Below are 14,090 nucleotides of genomic sequence, written 5' to 3'. Positions count from 1 at the left end.
CTCGGGTCGGACGTGCGCCACAGTCCCGTGCCATGACCCGAGATCTCGCCGTCCTCATCGCGATCGCCGGCGAGGTGCTGCGCCGCAACGACGGCCTGGCGCCGACCCGGGCGTTCTTCGAGGCGAAGCTCACCGGGACGGAACTCGGCCGGCTCCGGCACGTCGGGGCACTGAACCGCCCGCGGGTCGGCTGGTACCTCGATCCGGCCGCGCCCGCGAGCGCCGTGTGGGCGGTCCGCGCCGGAGGTGTGCTGGGGTGCGTCTCAGCAGCGGAGAGCTACGGGATGCTCATCCCCGAGGGGATGGATGCCAGGACCCACGTGTGCCTGCCGCCCGACGTCACACGGCTGCGGCGCTCGGACGACCCGACCAGTCACGTCCGCGCCGGCCAGGATCCGGCCGTCCGCCTCCACTGGGAGCGTCGCCTCGAACCGCTCCGTGGGTGGCGGGTATCACCGGCCGACGCGCTGCTGCAGCTCGCGCACTGCACGTCGTTCCGATGGCTGACCGCCGCCATCGACTCCGCACGGAACTCGGCGGGCGGCCCGCCGATCATGGTCGCTGCGTCGACATCGGTGCTGCGCGACGCGCTCCCCTCCCACCTGGTCGGCGCGGTCGACCGGAGCGATCCCCTGTCGGAGTCGGTGGGCGAGACCTTCATCCGGCTGGAGGCCGAGGACCGCCACATCCCGTGGCGCAGCCAGGCGTGGCTGACCTCGCTCTACCGGACCGACGGCCTGGTCGACGAGTGGCTCCCGATCGAGTCGGACGGGATCACGCACCACTCCGGCAAAGCCGTCGTCCGCGACCGCGAGCGCGACGCCGTGCTCGCCTACCTCGGCCGGCAGCCCCTCCGCTTCACTCACAACGCGGCCGTCCGCGAGACCGCCTACGTCGGCGATGTGATCGAACAGGTCTGGCGTCGCCGCGCATGATTCGCGGATCCGGAGAAATTCGACGACACCCCGACGAGGGGCGCCTCCGCGCGGGGTGTCGCCCGAGATCTCCGGATCCGCGAAGGGTCAGGCGTCGGTGAAGAAGCGGGCCATCAGCTGGGCGACGTGGTCCGGCGGTTCGTCGGGAGGCACCTGCAGCACCGTGGGCTCCGGCGCCGTGTCGACGGGCATCGTCGTCTCACCGAGCGCGGCGAAGACCTGGCGCGCCAGCGTCCGGCCTGCCCGGTTCGCCCCGATCGTGCTCGCGGTCGGCCCATACCCCGCGAAGAATATGCGCGGGTCGCGCTCCGCAGCACCGCTCGTCACCTGCACCCCGCCTGCCTTCTCGTGGAGGCGGAGGGGGCTCAGGTGCCGGATGTCCGGCCGGAACCCGGTGGCCCAGACGACCGCGTCGATCCGCTCGCGCGAGCCGTCCGGCCAGACGACGGCGTCCCGCTCGAGGTGGTCGAACATCGGTCGTGGCGCCAGCACGCCCCGTTGGATGGCGGAGGCGATCCGGCGCGTCTTCGGGACGCCGGTGCCCGAGACGATCGAAGGCAGCGCCGTGCCGGCCCGTGCGGCGTCGTCCTGCTGGCTGACGGCTCCGACTGCCGCTTCGAGGTCCAGCGTGCCCTGGTCGAGATAGTCGACCGGCCGCCTGGTCGACCAGTAGGTCGTGGAGGCCACCCCCTCCAGCTCGAGCAGGAAGCCGATGGCGGAGGTCCCGCCGCCCACCACGAGCACCCGCAGACCGGCGAAATCGGCGGCGTCGCGGTAGCTCGCCGTATGCACCTGGCGACCCGCGAAGTCCCGCACCCCGGGGTAGTACGGGACGAACGGGGAGCCCCACGTGCCGGTCGCGTTCACGACGACGCGGGAGGTGATCTCGCCGACCGTGGTCCTGACCACCAGGTCGGCACCCCGGTCGAAGACCGCGGCGACCGTCGCGGGTCGCCGCACGTCCAGCCCGAAGAAGCGCTCGTAGTGGCCGTAGTACTCGGAGACGACGTCGCGGGCGGGCCTGCTGCGATCGGCGGTCTCGAACGTGATCCCGGCGCGACGCATGCCGGGAAGGTCATGGACGCGGTGCGCGGAGCCGAGCCGGAGGGCTCCCCACCGGTGCTGCCAGGCGCCGCCGGGACCCGGTCCGCGGTCGACGACGACCTGGTCCACGCCGCTGCGGACCCCGATCCGCTGGAGGTAGTAGGACACCGAGAGTCCGGCCTGCCCTGCGCCGATCACGACCACGTCGACTCGCGCGGGTACAGCGACCACGGCCATCCCCTCCCCCGGCGCGAGCGCCGGACACCATCCTGCCGCAACGGTGCGTGTTACGCTGATCGCCAGTTTTCGCAGTTTCGCCGCCACCTTCACCCGCCGCGGCGAAGCACGATTGAGGGGGTCACGCATGGGGCGAGGCCGTCAGAAGGCGAAGCACACCAAGATCGCACGCGATCTGAAGTACTTCAGCCCGGACACGAACTACAACGCTCTCGAGGCGGAGATCGGGACCCACGGATCCGAGCCGCACGCGGGCTGGTCCGAAGAGGACTTCGCCGGGGAGGACTCGCGCCGCTGACCAGCGCGACCACCGTTTCAGCCGTACGGGCTCACGCGGCGTACGCGCCGACCAGGCGGACCGCGCCGCCGTCGACGCCTTTCGCTCCCTGGACGTCATCGACCTCCGACCCGAGACCGGTCAGGACCACGCCGGCCTGCCAGGTCCGGATTCCACCGGCGGTGAGCGCCTCCGCAGCCTGCGCAGCGACGGTCTGATCGACCACGGCGAACACGCCGATGCCGAGATTCCACGCGCCCTCGACGTCTGCGAGGGGGAATCCTCCGAGGTCCGCGAGCACCTGGAAGACCGGCGTCGGGGTCCAGGTCGACCGGTCGAGGTCGACCCGGGCACCCTTCGGCAGCACCCTCGCGAGGTTCGCGGCCAACCCGCCTCCGGTGACGTGCCCGAACGCGTGCACGCCCTCGCCGTACGCACCCGCGAGCAGCTCGAGCAGCGGCGCTGTGTAGAGGCGGGTCGGTTCGAGCAGCGCGTCGCCGAGGGACGTGCCGCACTCCTCGATGTGCGTGTCGAGTCGCAGCCCGGCGTCGCGCACGATCCTGCGCACCAGCGAGTACCCGTTGCTGTGCAGCCCTGACGAGGCGAGCGCGAGCACCACGTCGCCGTGCCGCACGCGGTCGGCACCGAGCAGCCGGTCCGCCTCCACCGCACCGACCGCAGCACCGGCGACGTCGTAGTCGTCGGGTGCCATCAGGTCGGGATGCTCGGCCGTCTCGCCGCCGATGAGCGCGGTCCCGGTCTCGGCGCACGCGCGTGCGATGCCGTCGACGATCGCGGCGATGCGCTCGGGCACGACGCGCCCGCAGGCGATGTAGTCGGTCATGAACAGCGGCGTGGCACCGACCACGACGATGTCGTCGACCACCATCCCGACGAGGTCCTGCCCGATCGTGTCGTGCTTGCCGAGCGCCTGCGCGATCGCGATCTTCGTGCCGACGCCGTCGGTCGAGGTCGCGAGGATCGGGCGGCGGAAGCCCGTCAGCGCCGACGCGTCCCACAGGCCGGCGAACCCGCCGACACCGCCGAGCACCTGCGGTCCGTGCGTCGCCGCGACCGATCGCTTCATCAGCTCGACGGCGGTGTCGCCGGCGGCCGTGTCGACCCCGGCGGCGGCGTAGCGGTCGACCGGAGCGCCCCCAGCGCGGCCGACGACCGCCGAATGGGAGGATGGCGGCTGCACCACTCGAGCCTAAAGCCAAGGGGACATCCACCCGAATGTGCGGCATCGTCGGCGTCTCCGCCGCCCAGCCGGTCAACCAGCTCATCTACGACGCGTTGCTGCTGCTGCAGCACCGCGGCCAGGATTCCAGCGGGATCGCGACCGACGAGAACGGCTCCTTCCACATGGTGAAGGTCAAAGGGCAGGTCCGGGAGGCGTACCGAACCCGCGACATGCGCTCCCTGCTCGGCAGCACGGGGCTGGGTCACGTGCGCTACGCCACCCGCGGGTCGGCGGCGAGCGAGCAGGAGGCGCAGCCGTTCTACGTGAACGCCCCCTACGGCATCCTGCTCGTGCACAACGGCAACCTCACGAACACCCGCGAGCTGAGCGCCGACCTGTTCCACGTCGACCGCCGGCACCTGAACAGCGATTCGGACACCGAGCTGCTCGTGAACGTGCTGGCGAACGAGCTGCAGTCGCAGGTCTCCGGCCTCGAGCTGGACCCCGACCAGGTCTTCACCGCGGTCCGCGCCCTCCACAAGCGGGTCGAGGGCTCGTACGCCGCGATCGCCCTGATCGCCGGCCGCGGGCTGCTCGCCTTCCGCGACCCGTTCGGCATCCGGCCGCTCACCCTCGGTCGCCGCACCGCCGATCACCTCCCCGGCGTGCAGCGGGACGAGTGGATGGTCTCCTCCGAGTCGCTCGTGCTCGAGAGCAACGGGTACGAGGTCGTCCGCGACGTCGCCCCGGGCGAGGCCGTGTTCATCACGCCCGACGGAGTGCTGCACATCCAGCAGTGCGCCGACGACCCGCGCCTCATCCCGTGCTCGTTCGAGTACGTCTACCTGGCCAGGCCCGACTCGACGATGTCCGGCATCTCCGTCTACGACGCACGCCTCCGCCTGGGCGACCGCCTCGCCGACACCGTGGCCGCGCACACGCCGATGGGCGACATCGACGTGGTCATGCCCATCCCCGACTCCGCACGCCCGTCCGCGATGCAGCTCGCGCAGCGGCTCGGCATCACCTACCGCGAGGGGTTCTACAAGAACCGGTATGTCGGGCGCACGTTCATCATGCCCGGCCAGGCGGTCAGGAAGCGGAGCGTGCGCCAGAAGCTGAACGCGCTCGGCTCCGAGTTCAAGGGCAAGAACGTGCTCATCGTCGACGACTCGATCGTGCGCGGCACGACCAGCAAGGAGATCGTCGAGATGGCCCGGACGGCCGGCGCGAACAAGGTCACGTTCGCCTCCGCCGCCCCTCCCGTGCGATACCCGCACGTGTACGGCATCAACATGCCGAGCAGGAGGGAGCTGATCGCCGCGGGCCGGAAGATCCCCGAAGTCGCCCGCGAGCTCGGGGCCGACCACCTGATCTACCAGGAGGTGGCCGACATGCGGGACGCGATCATCGAGGGATCCGGCGTGACCGACCTCGAGATGAGCTGCTTCACCGGCGACTACGTCACCGGCACCGTCGACGCCGAGTACCTGCGCTGGGTCGAGGCCAATCAGTTGTCCTGAAGCGTTTCCCCTGGGGGCACCCCTCTTTCTGGGGTGAGGAAGATGGGGACAGACAGGTCGTTCTGTCCTCACGCGGTGCTACATTCATCCACGGCGGCACCCACCGCTGTACTACCCGATACGACCGAACGGTCCCGAACCACCCTTCCCCCGGGGTGCACGGATCGGCAGGACCGGACTTCCCCCCGCGAGGTCCTGCCACGGTCTCCCGGATGACGACGCCGGGCAGCGCTCCCCCGCACATGCTGCCCGGCGTTGTTTCGTGCTCATGGCTGCGCCGCCGCCGCTGCGGCGCAGCTGTGCCGTAGCGGCACGCTGGACGCGCGCTCGCCTCACGGCCTCGGGGCCGCGCTGGGCGTCCGCGCCCTACCCGCTGGTCGAGGTGCGAGCGAAGCGAGCCTCGAGACCACCCCGCCCCGCTCCCCCGCAGGACTGTCGCGCAGTAGGTCCACCTTCGCGCGGCGGGCCTCCCTGTCGCGCGAAGGCGTCGAGTACCGCGCAAGGTGGTCGTTCTGCCGCAGACTTGCTCCATGCACGACGATGATCATGCGCACGGCGCCGGGGCCCCTCCCCGAGCGCTCGCGGTCGTGTTCGCCATCACGGCCGTGCTGCTCGTCGTGGAGGTCGTCGGCGCGGTCGTCACCGGCAGCCTCGCACTGCTCGTCGACGCCGCGCACGTGCTGACCGACGTGCTCGGGCTGGGGCTCGCGCTCATCGCCTCCCGCCTCGCCACCCGGTCCGCGACCGTCCGACGCACCTACGGCTGGGCGCGCTCGGAGGTGCTGGGTGCCGCCGCGCAGGCCGCGGTGCTGCTCGGCGTGGGCGTCTTCGTGCTCGTCGAGGCCGTCCAGCGGTTCGCCGACCCGGCCCCCGTGCCGGGTCCGGCGCTGCTCGCGTTCGGCGCGATCGGCCTGGCGGGGAACCTCGCCTCCCTCCTGGTGCTGCGCCGCGCCGGCGCAGCTGACCTCAACAGCAGAGCCGCCCGGCTGGAGGTCCTGAACGACGCGCTCGGCTCCGTCGGCGTGCTCGCCGCGGGCATCGTGATCGCCACGACCGGCTGGACCCGCGCCGACGCGATCGCCGCGCTGGTCGTCGGGGCGCTGATCGTTCCGCGCACCCTCCTGCTCCTCAGGGACGCGGTGGAGGTGCTGCTCGAGTCGGTGCCGCGAGGTCTCGACCTGGAGGAGGTCCGCACCCACCTGCTGGAGCAGGAGCACGTCCTCGCGGTGCACGACCTGCATGCGACGCGGGTGTCCTCCTCCCTCCCGGTGCTCTCGGCCCATGTCGTGGTCGAGGCCGTCTGCTTCCGCAACGGCTCCGCCCCCGCCGTGCTCGACGCGCTGCAGCAGTGCGTCGCAGGGCACTTCGCGGTCTCCCTGACGCACTCGACCTTCCAGCTCGAGCCGCCCGCGCACACCGCCCACGAATCCGGCACCCACGCCTGAGGCGGCACGGCCGGGCGGTCCGTGCGCTTCAGGGGCTGGCGGCGGCACTATCGCGGCCCGGACCGCGGCCCGGACACTCTCCGTTTTGTAGGACGACCCGTCCTACAAAACGGAGAGTCGGACACCCCCGCGGGAGCGCGAGCGGATGCGGCAGGATCCACACGTGAGCCTGCTGCCCCCAGCTGCCGAGCCGAAGCGGGTCATGGCCTCCGACGGCGTGCCGATCGCGACGTACGACCTCGGTGCCGCTGACGATCCCGTGGTGCTCGCCGTGCACGGGTTCGCGTCCTCCGCGTACGCGAACTGGATCGCGACCGGGTGGGTCCGCGAGCTGAACCGCGCCGGCTACCGCGTGCTCGCGCTGGACCAGCGCGGCCACGGGCACAGCGGCAAACCGCACGAACCGGCCGCCTACTCGATGGCGCTGCTCGTCGACGACGTGCAGACGGTGCTCGACACCTATCTCGTGGACGAGGCCGAGTACGTCGGGTACTCCCTCGGCGCCCGGGTCGGCTGGCATGCGGCGCTCGGCGGCACGCATGCGATCACGCGCGCGGTGCTGGGCGGCATCCCCGACGGCGACCCCCTGACGCGGTTCCGGGTCGACCAGGCGAAGACGTTCCTCGCGACCGGCGACCCCGTCGACGATCGGCTCACCCAGGCGTACATCACGATGGCGGAGAGCATCCCCGGCAACGACCTCGCAGCGCTCGTCGCCCTGGTCGAAGGCATGCGCGGCGGCGAGCAGCCGGACCCGGCGAACCCGCCGCAGCAGCCGGTGCTGTTCGCGGCCGGCGGCGAGGACCCGATCCTCTCCGCGTCGAAGCGGCTCGCCGCCTCCGCTCCGCACGGCGAGTTCTTCCTGATCCCCGGGAGGAACCACTTCAACGCTCCCACCGCACGGGCGTTCAGGACGCGGGCGCTCGAGTTCCTGGAGTCGCCGCTCGACCGGGGACCGGAGGAGCCGGCTCCCGCGACGCGCGAGATCGGGGTGCTCGCGTTCAACGGCGCCGGATCGATCCTCGCGGTCCCGAGCGGGCCCGGAGCACTCGGGCTGCCCGTCGCGGCGCCGGACGACGCGGAGACCGACATCGCCGCCGCGGCCCGGATCGGCGGCCAGGCCTTCGGCGTGGAGGTCGAGGTCGGCGAGGTCGCCTGGGTCGAGTACACCGCGCAGGGCACCGTCCGGCGCTGGTACGTCGCTCGGGCGCTGCACGACCCGGCCGGCGTCGCGCGCGTTCCGCTCGACGAGCCCGAGCGCCTGTCCGCAGGTCCCATCGCCCTCCTCCGCGACCACGGCGCGCAGCTGGCAGCCGGGCCCGCGGCGCATCACTGAGCGGCGTCGTCGCCCGTCGTCGGAGCGGGGGCCGCGGCAGCGTCGTCCGGGACGGGAGCGGCGGGCCGGAACGTCGGCGGGACGCGCTCCGCCTCCACGATCTTCGCCCGCCGCTCGGAGATCCGGTCGAGCACGAGGGCCACAGCGCCGGCGATCAGCGCGCCGACGGGCGCGAGCAGCGCCGCGAGGAAGGCGGCCGTCTGGATCGTCGGGGTCGTCGGGTCGGGCGGAGTGACGTTCACGGCGACGATCGCGACCAGCGCGCCGGCCACTGCACCGAGCAGGAGGAAGACACCGATCTTCGGGCTGCGGCGCACGCGGACGCGGCGGCGCTGCGGATCGCTCATCGCGCTACCACCGGACGCCACACCGGCAGTCGTCCTGCCAGGTCGGCGCGGGATCCGGAGGCCTGGACGGCGCCGGAATCGAGTGCGTCGGACCAGCCGCGGCTCCCGGTCGCGAGGTGCAGCCACACCGACGGCGCCATCTCGACGACATTGGGCGGGGTGCCCCGCGTGTGCTGCAGCCCTCCGATGCACTGCACGGCGCCGAACGGCGGCACCCGCACCTCGACGGCACCACCGGGATGGCGCTCGGCGAGCAGCTGGAGGAGGTAGCGCACCGCGGTCGCAGTCACGGCGCGATCGGCGTCCCCGCCGACGGCAGCGGCGACCGCCTGGTCGCCCTCGCCGTCCGGGATCCGCGCTCTCGCCACAGACGAGAACGGTACGCGGCCGCGCAGATAGATTGGCGCGGTGCGGATCCTGATCGTCGGCTCCGGCGCCCGCGAGCACGCGATCGCGCGATCGTTCGCCGCAGAGGGCGCTGGACACGAGCTCATCGTCGCGCCGGGCACCGCGGGCATCGCCGAATTCGCGCGGCTGGAGCCCGTCGCCGCGAACGATCCGGCGGCGGTCGCAGAGCTCGCGGTGCGGCTCGGTGCCGAGCTCGTCGTCGTCGGTCCGGAGGCGCCGCTCGTCGCGGGGGTCGCCGACGCGGTCCGCGAGCGCGGGATCCCGGTGTTCGGTCCCGGCCGCGAAGCAGCGGCGCTCGAGGGCAGCAAGGCGTTCGCGAAGCGGATCATGGCCGCGGCAGGCGTGCCGACCGGTCGCGCGGTCGACGTGCGGACCGCGGGCGCCCTCGACGCGGCGCTCGACAGCACCGGCTCCCCCTACGTCGTCAAGGCCGACGGCCTCGCCGCCGGGAAGGGCGTGCTCGTCACCGGGGATCGGGACGCCGCGCGCGCGCACGCGCTGCAGTGGCTGGAGGAGGGGCCGGTGCTGGTGGAGGAGTTCCTCGGCGGCCGGGAGGTGTCCCTCTTCTTCATCAGCGACGGCGGGGTCGTGCTCCCGCTCAGCCCGGCGCAGGACTTCAAGCGGCTCCGGGACGGCGACGCGGGCCCGAACACGGGCGGCATGGGCGCCTACTCGCCGCTGCCCTGGCTCGCCGCGTCGTTCGGGAGCGAGGACGCGTTCGTGGAGCAGGTCCGCGAGACCGTCGCGGCGCCGGTGATCGCGCAGCTCGCCGCCGAGGGCACGCCGTTCGTCGGCCTGCTCTACTGCGGGCTGGTCGTCGACGGGTCCGGGATCACGGTGATCGAGTTCAACGCGCGCTTCGGCGACCCCGAGACGCAGGTCGTGCTGCCGCGGCTCACCTCCCCCCTCAGCGTCCTGCTGCAGGCGGCCGCGATCGGTGCGCTGGCCGGGGTGCCCGCGCCCGCGTTCAGCGCGGGCGCCGCGGTCGGCGTCGTGCTGGCGAGCGCCGGGTACCCGGGGGACCCCGTGCTCGGCGCCTCGATCTCGGGGCTGGACGAGGTGGACGCGCTGCCGTCGGTGCACGTCGACCACGCCGCGACGACGCTCGACGGTGGCACGTTCGTCGCCTCCGGCGGGCGGGTGCTCACCGTGGTGGGCCTCGGCGCCGACGTCGAGGCCGCGCGGGACGCCGCGTATCAGGGCGTCGACCTGATCCGGTTCCCCGGCGCCCAGCACCGCACCGACATCGCGGCAGGCATCCGGTGAGCGCCGACCTGCCGGGCTTCACCTTCCTCGCCGCCGGGAAGGTGCGGGACCTGTACCTGCCGGACGGCCATGACGACCTGCTGCTGCTCGTCGCCGACGATCGCATCAGCGCGTTCGACCAGGTGCTGACCCGGCCGATCCCGGGTCGGGCGGCGCTGCTGACGGCGCTGACCCGCTGGTGGTTCGCGCAGTTGACGGAGGTGCCGAACCACCTCGTCGAGACCGATGTGGCGGTGCCGGAGGAGGTCGCCGATCGCGCGATGCTCGTGCGGCGACTGTCCATGCACCCCGTGGAATGCGTCGTCCGCGGATACGTGACCGGCAGCGGATATGCGGAGTACCGCCGCGTCGGCTCGATCAGCGGGGTGTCGCTGCCTGACGGGCTGCAGGACGGCGACCGGCTGCCGGCGCCGATCTTCACCCCCGCGTTCAAGGCGGCGGTCGGCGCGCACGACGAGAACATCCCCTTCGAGACTGTCGTCGATCTCGTCGGCGTCACGACCGCGGAAGGGCTGCGGGAGACGTCCCTGGCGATCTTCGACCGGGCGGCCGCGATCGCGGAGGCGAAGGGCGTCATCCTCGCCGACACGAAGTTCGAGTTCGGCGACGACGCGGATGGTCGGCTGGTGCTGGCGGACGAGGTGCTGACACCCGACTCGAGCCGCTACTGGGACGCGGAGGCATACGCGGCCGGTCGTCGAGGCGTGAGCTGGGACAAGCAGATCGTCCGCGACTGGCTGACCGCCCACTGGGACGGCACCGGCACGCCGCCGGACCTCCCCGACGGGATCGTGGAGCGGACCGCCCACCGCTACCGCGAGCTGGTGGACCTCCTCACCGGCTGAGGCCGGGCTCTCCCCACCTGAGGCCGGGAAACGGTTGTCGGTACAACTAGAATGCTGCGATGACCGATGTGCTCGCCGCTGCGACGTCGATGGGCGCGGTGACGCTCGACGTCGCCGACCTCGACGCGATGACGCGGTACTACACCGACGGCGTCGGGCTGGAGGTGCTCGCATCCGGTCCCGGCGAGGTCGGCGTCGGGCGTGGAGGCGTGCCGTCCCTCGTCCTGCGGCATGCCGCGGCGCTGAAGCACGGCTCGCGGTCCGCGGCCGGGCTCTTCCACACGGCGGTCCTGTTCGACTCGCGATCCGCGCTGGCGGCCGCGGTGTATTCGGTCGCCACGCGCTACCCCACCTCGTTCACCGGGTCGAGCGATCATCTCGTGTCGCAGGCGTTCTACTTCGACGACCCGGAGGGCAACGGTGTCGAGCTCTACTGGGACCGCCCGCGATCGGCGTGGCGGTGGGACGGCGCAGCGGTGCAGATGGACACGCTCGCACTCGATCCGAACGCGTTCCTCCAGGAGCACCTCCGGGACGACGCCCGACCGACCGGCCTCGCGGAGATCGGTCACGTGCACCTCAAGGTCGGGGACATCGCCGCCGCGAAGCGCTTCTACGTGGATGTCCTCGGGTTCGAGACGACTGCGCGGTTCGGCGATCAGGCCCTGTTCGTCTCCGCGGGCGGCTACCACCACCACGTCGGGATGAACACGTGGCAGAGCCGTGGCGCCGGCCCGCGGACGCCGGCGCTCGGCCTCGGCCAGGTGTCGCTGCGCCTCCCCGACCTCGACTCGCTCGCCGCGCTCGAAGACCGCCTGCGCATCGCGGAGGTCGCCGTCCGGCACGACGGGCGGGAGCTGACGTTCGCCGATCCGTGGAACAACGCCGTCCAGGCGACCATCGCCGCGGTGGGTCCCGACCCGACTCGGTAGTCTCGACGCGTGCCGGTGATCGTCGTCGAGGTGATGCCCAAGGCCGAGCTGCTCGACCCGCAGGGCAAGGCGGTGACCGGGGCGCTGCATCGACTCGGCAGGACCGCGTTCAGCGACGTCCGGGTCGGGAAGCGGTTCGAGCTGCACATCGACGGCCCGGTCACCGACGCCGTGCTCGCCGATGCCCGCGAGTTGGCCGAGTCGCTGCTCGCGAACCTGGTGATCGAGGACGTCGTCAGCGTGCACGAAGGGACACCCGCCGAGGTCTCCGCGTGACCCGGGTCGGTGTCGTGACGTTCCCGGGCTCGCTGGACGACGGCGACGCCCGGCGCGCGGTGCGGCTCGCGGGTGCCGAGCCGGTGCGGCTCTGGCACGGCGACCACGACCTGCAGGGCGTCGACGCCGTCGTGCTGCCGGGCGGTTTCAGCTACGGCGACTACCTCCGCTGCGGGGCGATCGCGGCCCGGTCGCCGATGATGAGCGAGGTCGTCAGCGCGGCCGAGGGCGGCCTGCCGGTGCTCGGGATCTGCAACGGCTTCCAGATGCTCACGGAGGCGCACCTGCTGCCGGGCGGTCTCGTGCGGAACGACCACGGGTCGTTCGTCTGCCGCGATCAGCGCCTGCGCGTCGAGCAGACCGGCACCGCGTGGACCACCGCGTTCGAGGCCGGTGAGGAGATCATCGTGCCGCTGAAGAACGGCGAGGGCGGGTTCGTCGCCGACGCGGACACGATCGCGCGGCTGGAGGGGGACGGCAGGGTCGTCTTCCGGTACCTCGACGTGAACCCGAACGGGTCCATCGCCGACATCGCGGGCATCACGAACGAGCGCGGCACCGTGGTCGGCCTGATGCCGCACCCCGAGCATGCCGTCGAGCCGGGCTTCGGGCCCGACACGAGCGCCGCGATGCGCTCCGGTATCGACGGCCTGCGCGTCTTCCAGTCCGCGCTGGAGTCGGTGCTCGCCGCCTGACCCGCTCCGTTTCGTAGGAATGGGGTTCCTACACAACGGAGAGCGAGCCCCGCGACAGTCCAGGTGGACGAGTTCCGGCCCCCGCGTTCAGTCGAGGCGAGCGTCCCCGTGGAGGAAGACGACGTCGCCGGAGTCGCCGGACCAGAGGTCGATCCACGTGGGCATCTCCGACCTCCGGGGGAGCCTGAGCGTCGCGCCGTCGTTCGATGAGGAGTCGTCGGACCAGATCGGAGCACAGCCCCGGGAGGTGCCGCCGCACCCGCACGGCTCCGCAGCGACCCTGGCGCCGCTGCGGATGCGCTCGAGCGCCTCCTCCTCGGTCAGCTCGTCGCTCAGGCGGGTGAGCGGGTTCCCGTCGGGATCGAAGAAGCGCCCCTCCAGGTTGAAGCGACCGGGCCGGACCGAGTCCCGGGCGGTCCGGGGCGCCGACGTCGTGGCGACGACGGCGGTGATCTCCGCCATCGTCGGGACGCGCCGCGCTCGCATGCCCCGATGATCCCCCCCTCTGCTCGGTCTTGTAGGAATGGGGTTCCTACAAAAGGGAGAGTCGGCCCCGCGGAAGTCCACGGTGACCCGGCGGTCAGCGGAGGGGAACCGGGCGCTCCTACGATGTGGCGGTGAATGCTCGGGCCGTCAGCGTCGACTCGGTCGGTCGAGCCGCGGCCACTCCGGATCTCGAGCAGCCGTATGCGGCGCTCGGGATGACCGAGGACGAGTACCGGCGCGTCCGCACCCTGCTCGGCAGACGCCCCACCTCCGGCGAACTCGCCATGTACTCCGTGATGTGGAGCGAGCACTGCTCCTACAAGTCGAGCAAGCAGTACCTGCGCCGCTTCGGTGAGAAGGTCACGCCGAGGATGCGCGAGCACCTGATGGTCGGGATGGGCCAGAACGCCGGCGTCGTCGACATCGGCCAGGGCTGGGCGGTCACCTTCAAGGTCGAGAGCCACAACCACCCCTCCTACATCGAGCCGTTCCAGGGGGCCGCGACCGGCGTGGGCGGGATCGTCCGCGACATCATCGCGATGGGTGCGCGTCCGGTCGCGATCATGGATCAGCTGCGCTTCGGCGACCTGGCGGAGGCGGACACCCTGCGCGTCGTCCACGGCGTCGTCGCGGGCATCGCGCACTACGGCAACTGCCTGGGCCTGCCGAACATCGGCGGCGAGACGGTGTTCGACCCGGTGTACCAGGGCAATCCGCTGGTCAACGCGCTCGCGGTCGGGGTGCTGCGGCACGAGGACCTGCGGCTCGCGAACGCGACCGGCGCCGGCAACAAGGTCGTTCTGTTCGGCGCCCGCACGGGCGGCGACGGGATCGGCGGGGCGTCGATCCTCGCCT

The 14,090-nt window shown here is 72.3% G+C and carries 16 protein-coding genes; 11 read left to right on the top strand and 5 right to left on the bottom strand.

Annotation, left to right across the window (positions count from 1 at the left end):
- Positions 1-32 precede the first annotated feature (32 nt).
- Entirely contained in the window at positions 33-935 is a 903-nt protein-coding gene (locus ACFE67_RS09950) for a hypothetical protein (RefSeq protein WP_375406718.1), read from the top strand.
- Positions 936-1,022: 87 nt separating this feature from the next.
- On the opposite strand, the gene ACFE67_RS09945 is transcribed toward ACFE67_RS09950, so the two are convergent.
- A complete protein-coding gene (locus ACFE67_RS09945) occupies positions 1,023-2,210 on the bottom strand; it encodes an NAD(P)-binding domain-containing protein (protein ID WP_375406717.1) in 1,188 nt (395 codons plus the stop codon).
- A gap of 133 nt (positions 2,211-2,343) precedes the next feature.
- Between ACFE67_RS09945 and ACFE67_RS09940 the strand changes: the two genes are divergently transcribed.
- Entirely contained in the window at positions 2,344-2,514 is a 171-nt protein-coding gene (locus ACFE67_RS09940) for a DUF3073 domain-containing protein (protein ID WP_375406716.1), read from the top strand.
- Positions 2,515-2,545: 31 nt separating this feature from the next.
- Here the strand turns inward: ACFE67_RS09940 and purM are convergent, their stop codons facing one another.
- Complete coding sequence (gene purM / locus ACFE67_RS09935; protein ID WP_375406715.1) at positions 2,546-3,697, bottom strand: phosphoribosylformylglycinamidine cyclo-ligase; 1,152 nt, start codon at positions 3,695-3,697, stop codon at positions 2,546-2,548.
- Positions 3,698-3,729: 32 nt separating this feature from the next.
- Between purM and purF the strand changes: the two genes are divergently transcribed.
- The 3 genes from purF (at position 3,730) to ACFE67_RS09920 (ending at position 7,980) form a co-directional block, all read left to right on the top strand.
- Positions 3,730-5,199, top strand: a complete 1,470-nt coding sequence (purF, locus tag ACFE67_RS09930; RefSeq protein ID WP_375406714.1) for an amidophosphoribosyltransferase — start codon at positions 3,730-3,732, stop codon at positions 5,197-5,199.
- A 530-nt stretch (positions 5,200-5,729) separates the two neighbouring features.
- On the top strand, positions 5,730-6,644 hold the full coding sequence (locus tag ACFE67_RS09925; protein ID WP_375406713.1) for a cation diffusion facilitator family transporter: 915 nt from the start codon (positions 5,730-5,732) through the stop codon (positions 6,642-6,644).
- 163 nt (positions 6,645-6,807) lie between these two features.
- Entirely contained in the window at positions 6,808-7,980 is a 1,173-nt protein-coding gene (locus ACFE67_RS09920; protein ID WP_375406712.1) for an alpha/beta fold hydrolase, read from the top strand.
- On the opposite strand, the gene ACFE67_RS09915 is transcribed toward ACFE67_RS09920, so the two are convergent.
- Positions 7,974-8,327: a hypothetical protein gene (locus ACFE67_RS09915; RefSeq protein ID WP_375406711.1), complete on the bottom strand. Its 354-nt coding sequence runs from the start codon at positions 8,325-8,327 to the stop codon at positions 7,974-7,976. The two genes, ACFE67_RS09920 and ACFE67_RS09915, sit on opposite strands and share 7 nt — an antisense overlap.
- Positions 8,324-8,695, bottom strand: a complete 372-nt coding sequence (locus ACFE67_RS09910; protein WP_375406710.1) for a sterol carrier family protein — start codon at positions 8,693-8,695, stop codon at positions 8,324-8,326. Before ACFE67_RS09910 ends, ACFE67_RS09915 begins: the two co-directional genes overlap by 4 nt.
- A gap of 40 nt (positions 8,696-8,735) precedes the next feature.
- Here ACFE67_RS09910 and purD point away from each other — a divergent pair, with 40 nt between their 5' ends.
- From purD to purQ, 5 genes are read left to right on the top strand one after another with little or no spacing between them, the layout of a single operon-like run.
- Entirely contained in the window at positions 8,736-10,001 is a 1,266-nt protein-coding gene (gene purD, locus ACFE67_RS09905) for a phosphoribosylamine--glycine ligase (RefSeq protein ID WP_375406709.1), read from the top strand.
- Positions 9,998-10,846 carry a phosphoribosylaminoimidazolesuccinocarboxamide synthase gene (locus ACFE67_RS09900; RefSeq protein WP_375406708.1) on the top strand — a complete coding sequence of 283 codons (849 nt, stop codon included), beginning with the start codon at positions 9,998-10,000 and terminating at the stop codon, positions 10,844-10,846. The genes purD and ACFE67_RS09900 overlap by 4 nt, the downstream gene beginning before the upstream one ends.
- A gap of 59 nt (positions 10,847-10,905) precedes the next feature.
- A complete protein-coding gene (locus ACFE67_RS09895; protein ID WP_375406707.1) occupies positions 10,906-11,778 on the top strand; it encodes a VOC family protein in 873 nt (290 codons plus the stop codon).
- 9 nt (positions 11,779-11,787) lie between these two features.
- Entirely contained in the window at positions 11,788-12,054 is a 267-nt protein-coding gene (gene purS, locus ACFE67_RS09890) for a phosphoribosylformylglycinamidine synthase subunit PurS (protein WP_375406706.1), read from the top strand.
- Positions 12,051-12,749 (top strand): phosphoribosylformylglycinamidine synthase subunit PurQ, encoded by a 699-nt coding sequence (gene purQ, locus ACFE67_RS09885; RefSeq protein ID WP_375406705.1) that lies wholly within the window; start codon positions 12,051-12,053, stop codon positions 12,747-12,749. The genes purS and purQ overlap by 4 nt, the downstream gene beginning before the upstream one ends.
- An 87-nt stretch (positions 12,750-12,836) precedes the next feature.
- Here the strand turns inward: purQ and ACFE67_RS09880 are convergent, their stop codons facing one another.
- Positions 12,837-13,235: a hypothetical protein gene (locus ACFE67_RS09880; protein ID WP_375406704.1), complete on the bottom strand. Its 399-nt coding sequence runs from the start codon at positions 13,233-13,235 to the stop codon at positions 12,837-12,839.
- A gap of 131 nt (positions 13,236-13,366) precedes the next feature.
- Between ACFE67_RS09880 and ACFE67_RS09875 the strand changes: the two genes are divergently transcribed.
- Positions 13,367-14,090 (top strand): AIR synthase related protein (locus ACFE67_RS09875; RefSeq protein WP_375406703.1); only part of this gene is annotated, 724 nt, incomplete at its 3' end.

This window comes from uncultured Amnibacterium sp. (assembly GCF_964244015.1).
Taxonomy (GTDB): domain Bacteria; phylum Actinomycetota; class Actinomycetes; order Actinomycetales; family Microbacteriaceae; genus Amnibacterium.
This window is presented reverse-complemented; position numbering and strand designations above follow the sequence as displayed.

What these genes read in the sequence shown, in the direction of transcription:
- ACFE67_RS09950 (WP_375406718.1), top strand. Translation starts at nt 33, where the DNA reads ATGACCCGAGATCTCGCCGTCCTCATCGCGATCGCCGGCGAGGTGCTG.
- ACFE67_RS09940 (WP_375406716.1), top strand. Translation starts at nt 2,344, where the DNA reads ATGGGGCGAGGCCGTCAGAAGGCGAAGCACACCAAGATCGCACGCGAT.
- purF (WP_375406714.1), top strand. Translation starts at nt 3,730, where the DNA reads ATGTGCGGCATCGTCGGCGTCTCCGCCGCCCAGCCGGTCAACCAGCTC.
- ACFE67_RS09925 (WP_375406713.1), top strand. Translation starts at nt 5,730, where the DNA reads ATGCACGACGATGATCATGCGCACGGCGCCGGGGCCCCTCCCCGAGCG.
- ACFE67_RS09915 (WP_375406711.1), bottom strand. Translation starts at nt 8,327, where the DNA reads ATGAGCGATCCGCAGCGCCGCCGCGTCCGCGTGCGCCGCAGCCCGAAG.
- ACFE67_RS09895 (WP_375406707.1), top strand. Translation starts at nt 10,906, where the DNA reads ATGACCGATGTGCTCGCCGCTGCGACGTCGATGGGCGCGGTGACGCTC.
- ACFE67_RS09880 (WP_375406704.1), bottom strand. Translation starts at nt 13,235, where the DNA reads ATGCGAGCGCGGCGCGTCCCGACGATGGCGGAGATCACCGCCGTCGTC.